This is a genomic window from Clostridium sp. CM037 (assembly GCF_055081095.1).
Genome location: NZ_CM143650.1, coordinates 890,041 through 904,506, shown reverse-complemented (window position 1 = coordinate 904,506; position 14,466 = coordinate 890,041). Strand labels below are relative to the sequence as shown.

Annotated in this window: 2 protein-coding genes; both read right to left on the bottom strand. The window is 30.0% G+C overall.

Annotated features, from left to right (window positions below; translation table 11 throughout):
• Positions 1-27 precede the first annotated feature (27 nt).
• Entirely contained in the window at positions 28-6,216 is a 6,189-nt protein-coding gene (locus tag ACWJKP_RS04440) for a type I polyketide synthase (protein ID WP_462961427.1), read from the bottom strand.
• A 5-nt stretch (positions 6,217-6,221) separates the two neighbouring features.
• Positions 6,222-14,456 (bottom strand): SDR family NAD(P)-dependent oxidoreductase, encoded by an 8,235-nt coding sequence (locus ACWJKP_RS04435; RefSeq protein ID WP_165412050.1) that lies wholly within the window; start codon positions 14,454-14,456, stop codon positions 6,222-6,224.
• Positions 14,457-14,466: the final 10 nt, after the last annotated feature.

Here is a 14,466-nt window from a genome sequence, read left to right as displayed (position 1 = left end):
CATATACCTCTCTAATTTTAATATTAATTATTCTTCAATAAAATCAAGGAACATAAATTGATCTTTTTCTTCTTGTTCTTTATTAATATCCTTAACCTCTTCGTTAACCCACGCTCTTTTTTTATTAAATAGTTCTAATTCTAATGGCTTTCTTTTTTCTATGTAATTGTCTAACATAGCATCTTCACATTCTCCAATTATAATATGAACATTAGTACCTCCAAATCCAAATGAACTAATACCTGCTCTTCTAACTTCACAAGATCTCTCCCATTTTTCTGTTTTCATAACTGGGTAGAAAGGTGAATTTTTAAAATCAAATCTAGGATTAGGATTGCTACAGTTTAAAGTTGGAACTAGTGTCTTATTATATACACATAGGGCTGTTTTAATAAAACTTGCTATCCCTGCTGCACTTAAGCAGTGTCCGATGTTGGTCTTTACACTTCCAACTCCGCAAAATTGCTTTTCATTGGTATAATTTTTAAATACTGAAGTTAGTGCCTTAAGTTCTATTGGATCTCCGATCATTGTTCCTGTCCCATGTGCCTCAACATATCCTATACTTCTTGGATTTATATTTCCTTTCTTTATAGCTTCGTTAATAACCTCTACTTGAGACTTTATATTAGGAGTAGTTACCCCCATTGTCCTACCATCATTATTTGATGCTGATGCCTCAATAACTGCATATATTCTATCTCCATCTTCTATAGCTTTGGTTAAAGGTTTTAATAATACAGCTCCACATCCTTCTCCTGGTACAATACCATTTGCTTCTAAATCAAATGTATTGCATCTTCCATTAGGAGACATTGCTTTAGATGCACTGAAAACCATATATGATCTTTCATCTAACATTAAATCTACTCCACCAGCAATAGCCATTTCTGATTCACCCAATTTAATACTTTGACATGCCAAATGTAAACTCATAAGCGAAGATGAACAAGCACTGTCTACTATTAAACTTGGACCTTTAAAATTAAAGAAATGTGATGCATATGCAGCAATAAAGTTTTGTCCTATTCCTACTATTGTGTTTTTATTAAATTTTTTTACCCAACTTGGATATGATCCTGCATGAGTTCCAACAAAAATCCCTACTTTTTTTCCGCTCAATTCTGCTCTTTCATAGCCTGCATCATTTATTACATTAGTAGTGATTTCTAAATACTGTCTCATTAAAGGACTTACTTGATCGGCATTTTCTTTTATATCGAAATACTCACCATCAAATAGTTCAATGTCCTCAATAAAACCTCCCCATTTACTAGTACTCTTTCCAACTTCATAGGCTGGTGAATATAATTTATCTATATCCCATCTACTCTTAGGAACCTCTGTTATACTATTTACTCCATTTTTAAGATTATTCCAAAAGCTTTCCTTGTTTCTTGCTCCTGGGAAATTACAACCAATGCCAATAACTGCTATTCTATCATCCTTGTACTTTTCTATTTTCCTTTCTTCAAACTCTTCTCTTATATTTTGTAATACTCTGTTAAATTTCTCTTTGATTTTAATATGATTTTTATCACTTAAAACATTTTCCTTTGATTCTACTTCTTCTTTGGATATTTTTATATCCTTTAATAAATACTCAGAAAATGACTTAAGATCTGGATATTCTAAGAATAGTGAAGGATCCATTTTTATATGTAGTGCATTATCTAATCTCTTTATTACCTCTACTAATACAATCGAATCTACACCAATTTCTCCAAAGGTTACATTATCTTTTATTTTATCTTTTGGTATCTTTAACTCTTCGCAAAGTAATTCTCTTATTATCTCCATTCTTTCATTTAAATCATGAATTTCAACACTATTATTTACTTTTGAAGATGATACATTTACTTCTTTACTATCTTTTATCTTTAGTAACTTATCTTTATTAAATTTATCTGTATCTGTAATAACCGGAATAACACTTGGATGTTCTTTACAATTAATCATATCCTCCATCATAAATAATCCATCTGCTAAGCCATGAGCTGTAAGTCCTACGTTTGTATATACAGGGCTTAAGTTAAAACCTAAGTCTACAAGCATACCTACCTCTAACCAGCTAGGCCATATGATGGATTTATAATACTTATTTCCATTAGAATATTGGTATTTAGCAAAGGTATCCATATAATAATTTGCTGTTCCATAATCACTTAATCCTACTGACAGCAGTGGTGATAATGCAGCTATTGAAGAGAATAAAATAAAGAAATCTAAACTACTATTCTCTAATACCTGATGTAATATCTCTACGCCTTCAACCTTAGGCTCAAAAACAGTCTTTATATCCTCTATATTTTTACTTATAAATGCAGAATCATTATTTAAGCTAGAACCAGCACAATGTATTACTCCTCCTATTTCTCCTATATTGCTTCTTATATTATCAAAGTATTTCTTTAAGCCATCCTTATCAGTTAAAGACTCAACACAAATCTTAACCTCAACTCCACACTCTTCTAGCTCTATTATTCTCTTAATCTTCTCTTTTTCTGCTTTACTATGAGATGTATCGCTTAAAGTATTTGCCCACTTTTCTTTAGAAGGATATGGAGTGACTCCCATTATAACTAACTTCTTTGCTCCTCTTCTAACTAAAAGTTTAGCTATCTCAGCTCCAACACCTCTAGTCCCGCCAGTCACCACAAAAACCTTTTTAGGGTCTAAATTTATTATATTATCTACATTTCTGCTAATCCATTTATTTTCTTGTTTTATGATATCTATATACGGTTCATATCTTATACCGTCCACATAACATATCTCTCCAAACTCATCTTCGATATTAAGCTCTGTATATATTAGCGATATTTGCTTTTCTATATCACTTATAGAAAAATTAATATCTACTGTTTTTGCTTTAACATTTCTGTACTCTGAACCAAGCATCCTTATTACTCCTGCAATATCTGCTCCTGCTAAATTTTCCACCTTATCAGATAATCCTTGTACTCCTCTTGTTAGATGGATTAACTTTATTCCTTTACCCCTAAACTTCTTTACAATTGCTTGAAGAAATAATATCTTACCATAACTCTTCTTTGAAACACCCGTGGATTTTTTATGTATATCTGAAAAATCTACAACTCCTTCTATGTCTAAGTTCATGTTAAGAATTTCATCTATAACCCTTTTACTTTCATCTTCATTTCTAAAATCTACTACTATACCTTGGCAATTATTTTCTTTAGAAATACAATCACAAATTACTATGGTGTTATCAAAAGCTGCTTTTATTGTTTCTAGCCCAGCTGCATTTATTTCGTTATTTATTATAATTATAAATTTACCTCTTGGTTTCTTAGGTAGTAATGTCTTTTGTGATCTAACCCAATCTTTCTTTAGCACAGAGTATTGTTCCTTAGCTACCAAATTATTAGTGCCTATAGAAACCATATTTATTCCCTTTAGAGCTACTAACACTTTTCCCTCTTTATTCATTACAAAAATATCATAGTTATTATTCGAATTAATACTAGTTACATATATATTTTTAAAATATATGTAACTAGCCGAGTTTAAATCTCCTGAGAAATTCACTTCTTTAATATCATAAACTACAGAAGCTACTCCACCGTCTCTTACAATATCCATATTTATCATTTGTAACGCGGCTTCTAAAATCCGTGAATTTATTTTATACTCTGTGTATTCATCACAGGAAATTTTTATAGATACTAAGCTTTCTGTAATATTGCTATACATTCCATCAATAACTTTTAAGTTAACATCATATCTAATACCTTGATTTTCTAATACTGAATAAACCTCTTCCTTTGTTTTATAAACAGTTGTTTTTCCTTTTATCTTATCTATATCTATATAACCGCTATTATTTTTATTGGATAAATCAGCCTTTAAATTACCTTTTGAATAAACCTTTTCTTTTCTGTCGCTATTATATAAAATATAATTTATGTTTTCATTGTCTCCACTTAAATCTATTCTAATTTTACTTACCATCTCATCTTCTGTTATAGGATTAGCAAATTTAATATCCTTTAGCGAGCTAATGGTGTTTTTACTGGCTAATTCCGCGGCCTTTATTGCCATCTCTAATAAATCTGCCTCACTTATCATCTTAGTGTTGAATAAAGATTTATACCAAACCTCTTCATCATCCTTTCCAACTTCACTTTCAAAACTTATCTCCTTCATTGTAGAGATATTTTTAAGTAGCAATGGGTGTGTTTTTGCTTCTTTATCTAAGGTAACTTTATTTCTTTTACCTTCAATACCATCTAACCAACATCTCATATATTCAAAAGGATAAGTTGGAAGTGAAACTCGTCTATTTTTTGTATTTTCAAACATCTTACTGAACTCTATTTCATATCCTTTTATATAATATTTACAAATAAGTTTAGCTACTTTCTCATACTCTTCAGGAGAAAAATCATTATTATTAAATTGATAAAAAAGTTTATCCATTGTCTCTTTTAGTATCGAGTTCACAGTACTATTACTATTTGTTTTATCGCTACATATGTAATTTGAACTAGATTGTTTATTAATAAATGCTGTTAATTCCCTTTGTAACTCTTCCTTATTCTTAACTAAGAAAATACTTCTGAAATCATAATGATCTCTTCCTATTAAAGAGGAATAAGCTATATCTTGTAATCTATACTCTCTTCCCTGATTTTGTAAATATTGTAGCATTTCCTTAGCTTTATTTTCTAAGGCAAATTCACTTTTAGCTGATAAAGCTAGCAAATGAATTTTTTGATTATTTTCTTCATATTGAACAATATCACCATCATCTTCACTAATTACCAAGTGACAATTGGTTCCACTCATTCCGAAAGAGCTTATAGCAGCAGTTCTTGGTTTTCCATCCTTGATTTTCCATTCTTCATTCTTAGTGCCTACATAAAATGGGCTATCATTAAAATTTATTAATTTATTATTATTATTATCATAATTAATAGTTGCAGGAATTTTACCATGTTTCATACTTAATAATACCTTTATTACACTTGCAATTCCTGATGATGATAATGTATGACCTATATTGCCTTTAACTGAGCTTACATTGCAGAACTGCTTCTTATTAGTAAATTTTCTAAATGCTTCTGTTAATGCATTTATCTCAATTGGATCTCCTAATTTTGTTCCAGTGCCATGTGCCTCTACATATGTTATATCCTCAGGATTTATATTGAATTTATTATAAACCTCTAATTCTAGAGCCGTTTGTGATGGACCATTTGGTGCCATTATTCCATTAGTTTTTCCATCTTGATTTACTCCAATTCCTTTTATAATGCCGTAAATATGGTCGCCATCTCTTTTAGCATCTTTATACTTCTTAAGTATTATGGCGCCTACACCTTCACCTAAGGTGATTCCATCTGCACCATCATCAAAGGGCTTACATTTACCATCATTGTTTAACATTCCAAGCTTACCTAGTGACATATATATCCAAGGAGTTAACATAAGTTGTATTCCGCCAGCTATTGCCATATCACTATTGCCACTATTTATACTGTCACAAGCAAGTGATAAAGCTACAAGCGATGATGAGCAAGCAGTATCTAAAGCTATACTAGGTCCTTTTAAGTTTAATATATATGAAATTCTTGCTGGTATAACAGATAAGCTATTACAAGTAGGTACATTTTCATTTACTCCCCCTAAAAATCTTTCTAAATACTCACCTTGTTGTATTCCTACAAAGACACCACATTTTTTCCCAGATAAATCTTTTGTCGCATATCCTGCATCTTCGATAGCCTTATATGACTCTTCAAGAAATAATCTCTGTCTAGGATCCATGTATTCAGCTTCCTTAGGAGATATATTAAAAAATAATGGATCAAATTTATCTATATCTGATATAAATCCTCCATATTTTATAAACTCTTTTTCAGTTTCTTGTATATTAGTTAAATCTATTTTCTCTTTTGAGATTTCTTCAATACATTTTTTCCCTTGAATTAAGTTTTCCCAATATTCTTCAACATCGTTAGAATTAGCAAATTTGGCTGATATACCTATAATAGCAATATCATTGAAACTACATCCACAGTATTCCTTATGCTCTGGATGATTATCTTTTTTTAAAGAATCCTTATTGCAAGTCGTATGAGTTATATTTTCCTTAGAACTAATCTTTTTATATAACTCGACACCTTCTTCTGCAGTAATTTGATTATTAGAAATCATAGCTAATATCTTTTTCTTTTCTTCATTAATCATAGCTTTTAATTATCCTCCAGTAACATTTCTATTTCTTCTAAATCAATATCCCCATTTTCTAACTGAGTAAATAACTCAAATATTTCATCATCTATCCCTTTACTATCAACGCTACTGAACTGGTTACTAAGTTCATCATTAAATCTTGATATTATATGTTTAGATAAACGCTCTATATCATTAAAATTAAATAAATCTGTTGAATTTAAATCTATTTTTAACTTTTCATTAACTTTATTTACAAATTCTATAGTTAATACAGATGTAACTCCATAATCTGAGAATGGTATATCAACCTTTATTTCTCTTGCATCAGTATAAATCACTTCACTCAAAGTGGTTACAAGACATTCCTTCACTCCAGCTTTCTTGTATAACTTCATCTCAGTTAAATCCGTGCAAATTTCTTTATCTTTTTTCTCTTCTATAATTAGATTTATTATAGGTTCCTTTATCTTTATAATTTTATCTTTTGAATTTCTTCCAATCCAAAATGCCTTTTTATCAAATATATAGTTTACTAATGATATTTTATTAGGTCTATTTCCTTCATATAATTTATCCCAATCTATATCCACTTTTAATAACCATAACTGAGCAATTTGTTGCATATTCTTACTATTAATTATATTATTAATAAATTCATTTCCTAATTCATTAGTAAATAACGTTGATACCACTGAGTTATTATTGCTAGTATTACATAAATATAACTTAGATATATTCGTCTCTCCTTGGGAGAACTTAACTAATATATCTCTTACCTCTTCAATATCTTTACTAATAATAGCAACTCTTTCTTCAAAGACTTCTCTTCCTACTTGAAGGGTATATGCCATATCTTCCAGATTAAAATTATATCTATTTTTATTATCCCCTATAATTTTGTCCTTTGTGTTATTACTAACAGTCTCATATTTACTTATTATTTCTCTTAATGACTTACTTAGTAAAAAAGCATCCTCTGAAATATCTACATTATATAATTCCTTCATCTTTCTTATAATTTCAATCCTATTTACAGTGTCAACACTTAAACTTACTAAATCTTCATCTAAATCAAGTAATTTAGTTTCAATGCCTATTACATCGCTTATAGCATTTAAAAATTTATTCGCAAACCCTTCCATACTACTTTCCATACAAGAATTCTCATTTATTGATAAATCACTTCTTCTAATATTATTTTTATCAATAAACTTTACTAAGTTAGTAGCTTGTTCTTTTAACTTGTCCATACTCTTAGCAGATAATATAATCAAGTTTTCTTCTTTACTTTCTGAAACCTTTATTTCTTTCTCATATTCTTCTACAATAATATGTACATTAGTTCCTCCTGCTCCAAATGAACTTATCCCTGCACATCTTGGATATATCTTTTCTCCATGTGCTGCATCTTCAACTACATTGTTCCAATCTCGTAATGATCTTTGAAGATAAAACGGTGTATTATCAAAATCTAAATTTTCATTAATGTTTTCTGCTAGTATAGACGGTACTAATTTCTTATATTTCATCTGCAACAACACCTTAGTTAACGATGCCATACCAGCTGCTGATTCTAAGTGACCGATATTAGATTTTACTGATCCTATTGCACAGAACTGATTTTTATTAGTAAACTTTCTAAAGGCTTTTGTTAATCCTGCAATTTCTATTGGATCACCTAATTCAGTTCCTGTTCCATGTGCTTCAATATAATTTATATGTTCTGGATTTATTCCAGATTTATTTATAACTTCCCGAATAAGATCACATTGAGCATTGGGATTCGGCACTGTATATGCACTTACCTTACCTCCATGATTTATAGCAGTACCCTTTATAACACCGTAAATTATATCTCCATCCTTAATAGCTTTCTTCAATGGTTTTAATAATATAGCTCCTACTCCTTCTCCTGGAACATATCCATCTCCACCTTTTCCAAAAGATCTACATTTTCCTTCTGTGGATCCAAATCCTTGCTCTGTAAGGAATATATATTTTGCTGGATGAATAATAGTATTGACACTTCCTGCAACCGCCAACTCACTTTCGCCATGGCGGATACTTTCACAAGCCATATGAATTGCAGTTAGTGCAGATGAACACATTGTATCAATAGCTATGCTTGGCCCCTTAAAGTTAAAAAAGTAGGATATTCTATTTGCTATAGATGCAAATGATGAATGAACATCAATCAAGTTACCCTTTAAGTATTCTTCAACACCAAACATTTGATAATGTGAATTCATAACACCTACAAAGACACCAACCTTCTTATCAGAAAGCCTATTTCTATTGTACCCAGCATCTTCTATTGTATGATAAGTTGTTTGTAGCATTAATCTTTCTTGAGGATCTAGTAACTCCGCTTCTCTTGGTGAAATCTTAAAAAATTCTGCATCAAACTTGTCAACATCATTTATAAATGCTCCCCATTTACAATAAACTTTATTTTTCATTCCTTTACTAGGATTAAAGTCTTTCTTGTAATCCCATCTATCTGCTGGAATTTCAGTGACACAATCTTTTCCACTCAATAAATTATCCCAAAATTCATCTAAAGTATCTGCCATAGGATATCTACCATTTAAACCTATTATAGCTATGTCATAATCCTTCTTATTTTCTACCCTGTCTTCTGTTTCATCTCTATCTTCTTCATCTTCTGTACATACCTCTTCATACTCATAATCTATATCTAATTCTTCTTCCTCCACCAAACTGCTCGCCTCTATATTGCTAATTTTTTTGATAGTGTCCGCATAGTTTTGTATAAAGACTTCTGATAGTTCATCGATAGTGTTGTATTCAAAAAATAGAGTTTTAGGTAAATCATCAAAATCTTTTTCTAAAATAGAGTTAAAATCCATGATCATTATAGAATCTATACCGTACTTTGAAATATCAGCTTTAGTATCAATTTCATTAACTGGTACTCCCGTTCCTTGGGATACTACTTGCTTTAAGTACTCCTTAGTTTTTTTTTCTATATCAATAGAGTTGCCTTTTGTTTTTAATACATTCTTCTGAATTATCATATTTGAAGACCTATTTTTCTTTTCACCTAATGTTATTCCTAAAACTCTATTTATCGTATTCTTATTTCCACAAGTTACTATAACTCTAGACAAATTAGTTTTTATAACATTTTTCATGATCTCTAATCCATCTTTAATATCCATTTGACTCATCCCGGCTTGATTAACGTATTGGTCTGTTTCCTTTTCAGATAATTGCATACCCCCACCATTCCATATTGGCCAATTAATTGATGTACATACTCCAGATCTCTTTCCTTCTTTTCTTAGCTCTTCTCTTACCACTGCAAAACTATCCAAGAAAGTATTTGCTGCTGAGTAAGTACCTCTGTCAAAATCTCCCATTATTGAAGATATCGAAGAAAACAATATAAAAAAATCTATGTTATCATTTTTAGTTGCTACATCTAAATTTGTGGTTCCATTCACTTTGGGAAGTAGCACCTCTTCAATGTTCTCTCTATTAGCTTCTAAAAGAAGTTTTTCCCCGAGCACCCCTGCGCAATGAATAATTCCATCTATATTATTAAATCTTTGCTTTGATTTATTTACTATATCCTCTACAATATCAAAATTAGAAATATCGCCCTTAAAATAAATCACATTTCCTTTATAAGCCTTCAATCTTTTCATTTCATTTAATTTTGATGCGCTAAGATCTGATCTTCCAACTAATATAACATTTGCCTCATAATCCTTTAATGCTAGCTCTGCCACAGCGATTCCTAGTTTACCTAAGCCTCCTGTTATTAAATAAGTTCCCTTGTTTTTAAATCCACTAAACTGCATTTTTTCTCCGGGCAACTCATCTAACGGAACAATAATCTTTTTACTTCTTATATTCTCCACATATGAAATTTCCGAATTATTTATATTACTACTACTAACTAATTCTTTAGGTAAATTTTTTAACATATCTTCTATACTACTGAAATGTATAACTGAAGTCTTAACGTTTATATTTATTGAAAAAAATGCCTTAGAAAGACCTTTCATCATAGTAACCTCTGGCAATGAATTTCTACCAGTACATGTAGATAGAAGCAAACATTTTACTTTTTCTTCTTTTATTATAGAAGTAACTGCTTTAAACATATTCAACATAAAATAAAATCCTAATAATTTGCTTTTCCCTTCGAACAATAAATTTTCAGTATTATCATCGATATCTTTACTACAGTGATAAATTATGTAATCTACTTTAATTTCCTTCTTCTTAATATCTTCAATTAACTTTATATAATCTTCATAGCTATTTGTATTTATTGTATATTCTAAATCATTTGATTCCTTAAAGTCTGTACCATTTTCCACAAAGATTATTCTTTCTAACTGAGAATGTTCAACAATAATAGTTTCCTTAAGAGATTTCACCATGGATTTATCTTTTCCAAAGTATAAAATGTTTTTAATTTCACTTTTATTATTGGTTGTTATTGGTGTCTCTTTCCATACTTCTGTATATAAATTAATGTCTTTTGCTATATTTAAGGTATTCTCCTCTTTTATTTTCCTTATTGTAAAGTCCTTTACCTCAATAATTACTTCCCCTTTTTCATTTAATATATATATATTAAACCTCTTAGAGCCTGGATCTTTTCCTATAGTTTCTGGCACTATAGTTGCATAAGAGTAGCAACTCTTTGTAATTTTACCTAAAATTTTAATTTCCCCTAATGCAAAAGGAATATGTAGTCTTAATTTTTTATAGGCTTCTGTTCCACCAATCCAGGTTATAGCTCTTAATGCGGCATCTATAATAGATGGATGTAATGCAAATTCATCAAAGGTATCATTAAGATTATCTGGTAAATCCAACTTTTCTAAGGATTCATTACTTCCACAAAATGCTTCTGTTGTAACTTGAAAGCTCGGACCATAATCAAACCCAATGTAGTCCTTAAACACATTATTGTAACAAAAATCTTTAGTTATTTTTCCATTACATCTTTTTTTAATTTCATCTATATTAAACTTTTTATTTTCTTCACTGCTGAATTCACCATAAATTAATTTTCCCTTTGAATGTATGTCCCTATTTCCTTTATTAATGGTATACACTTCATATGTCATATAATTTTTTTCCTGTGATATCTTTATATAGGCATCTTTTTTAACTTCTATTACCATTCTCTCTATCCAGTGAACATCTTTAATTGACCTTACTTTCTTTTTAGAAACTAATTCTCCTGCAGCTTTAACCATTTCTAAATAAGCCACTCCAGGTAAAATGATATCATTATCAACAACATGGTCTCCTACATAAAAATCACTTGCCTTTAGAGTCTTAACAATTAACCCCTCACCAATTTTCGACTTGTTAATATCTATCATAGGATGAGATTTATCTAAACTCTCATCGCTCTTTAATGGCATCCAATAAGATTTTTTATCATATTGATATCCTGGTAATGGATATTTCTTATAGCTTCCTTTGACATATAATTTATTCCACTGAATATCTAATCCTGAAACCCATAACTTAACTAATGCCTCATTGAAGCTATATAGTCCATCATCAAGTATTGATAAAGCTACTATTTCTTTATCTTCATCTAAAATACTAACTACGCTAGATTTTGAAATTTCTGCTTTTTTAATATTCTTTTTTAATTGTTCAATCCACTCTTTAATGTTGCCTGTTTCTTCTAAACTATCATTATATCTATTTAGATTAGAATATTTATCATAGTTGTGAATTTCCCCTTGTCTTTCATTGAATTTCTCTTGGAATTCATTTATGCTACTACTTCCTTCAATAAAAAGTTCTACCAACATTTCTTTAGTTACAACTTCATCTAATAACAAATCTACTAGTTCATTAAATCTCTCATCTGAAACTTTTAAGTCTACTGATAAATCCCACTTTTTATTTAATTTAATTAATGAGCTATAAGTAATTAATAATAGTAGTACTCTTTTCTTATCAAACCCTTCATTATTTGTAGTTAAAAGTTCTTCATTATATAACAACGAGTCTATTGTTATATCTTTCGTCCTAAGAACTTTGTCCCACTCTTGTAGATATTTCATATATGTAATTTGTGTCTTATTAAGAATTTTTGCTTTTTCTACATAACACTTTAATACTTCTCTATCACACTCTTTTATTTTTATACCTAATATATTTTCATCAATATACCCTTTATTAATGTTATATCTCATTATTTTTACTTTGTTAATTGGATCTAAAAATGGTATTCTAGGTCTTCCTATTTTAATATCTGCTATATTATTCCTACCAGTTAAAAGCATATAGGCTGCTGAAGGTTTAATCATATAGCAAATTACCATAGCTATCAAAGCACCTTGATTTTCACCAGTTATATATGATACATTTATTCCTAAATTTATTAATGTTCTAGATAATGCATAATTAATGATAAAAGAATTTCCTTGTATCTTATCCTTATCCCATTTTGCAATTTTAATACTCATACTTATATCTAATATACCTAGTTCTTTTTCTATCTTATCTATAACTATTTCAAATTCATCTTTAAATATTTTAATACTCATTAATGGCTTTATATAAGCAAACCCTTGATAATTTGTATTTTTGATATTTACACCAAATTTTTTACTTACCATTCCTGCTTTAATATCCTCTATATTTACTAACTCTAAAAATCTTAGTATTTCTTCTTTATCTTTGACTACAGTACCTATCCTCATGCCTTCACAATTTCTTCTTCCAGCTAGCATTGTCTTACATACATCGCCAAGGTTTTCATCATTAATTTCTTCTGTCTTTAATAAATTTTTCCATTTATTAACATTTGCACTCAAACTATGGGTATTCAGTGCAGATAACGCAAATATTTCACCTTTACTAAACGTTTTCTTATTTTCCTTATTGATTTTTTCTTCATAGCTCTCAATCAAGACATGAGCATTAACTCCACCAAACCCAAATCCACTAACTCCTGTTCTAAAAGGAGTATTATCATCTACTGGTTTCCAATCAATATTTTCTACAGCCACTTTAAATGGAATTGTATCCCAATTAAGCAGTGGATTTAGTTCCTTAAGATTTAATGTCTTTGGTATCTTCTTATTCTTCATCATAAGTAGTACTCTTATAATTCCAGCTACTCCTGATGCACTCGCTAAATGTCCGATATTGGTCTTGACTGAACCAATGGTGCAAAAGTTTTTTTCGTCAGTATATTTCCTAAATACATTAGTTAATGCTTCCACCTCAATAGGATCACCTAGTGCAGTACCAGTTCCATGAGTCTCTATGTAATTCACTGTTCTTGCATCAATCTCAGCATCATTTAAAGCCTTATCAATTACATTCATTTGTGCTTTCATACTAGGTGCTGCAATAGTTTTAGATGCTCCACAATGATTAACTGCTGATCCTTTAATTATGCCGTATATATGATTACCATCTTTTATAGCATCATCTAATTTTTGTAAAAGAAGTACTCCTACTCCCTCTCCTTGAACAAATCCATTGGCATTGGCATCAAATGTTTTACATTTTCCATCTTTACTCATCATATTAGATTTAGAAAATGTTATATATCTCCATGGATGATATGCAAGACATACACCAGCTGCGATCGCATATTTTGAATCTCCTGAAATTAAATTTTGCTTAGCCTTATGTATAGCAACTAAAGATGATGAGCAAGCTGTATCTAGTGATATACTCTCCCCACTTAATCCCAAGTAGTGAGAAAGTCTATTAGATATTATGCATTCAAAGTTACCTGAGCTTGCATAGTTATCTACATGTTCCCCATTTGTTAATGCAACTAAATTATAATCATTTCCTGTAACACCAACAAAAACTGAAGTAACTTCATTTTGCAGTTCTTTAAGAGGTACTCCTGAATCTTCAATACAATGCCATGTTTCCTCAAGTAAAATTCTTTGTTGAGGGTCCATGTTAATAGCCTCCCTAGGAGATATATTAAAAAAGCTATTATCAAACTTATCTATATCATTAAGCTGACCACAATATTTAACAAATTTACTATTTCCCCATCCTAAATCAGCTTCATTTTTCAAACAATACTTTCCATTTTTCCATCTTTCATATCCAATTTCTTTTACCGTATTTAAACCATTATACATAACATCCCAATATTCATCGTAATTCTCAGCTTCTGGGAATCTACATCCTACCCCAATTATAGCAATATCATTTCTTCGTATTTTTTCACTTGTTTTTTTTACACTACTCTTAGTTTCTAATTCCATTTTCTTTCTC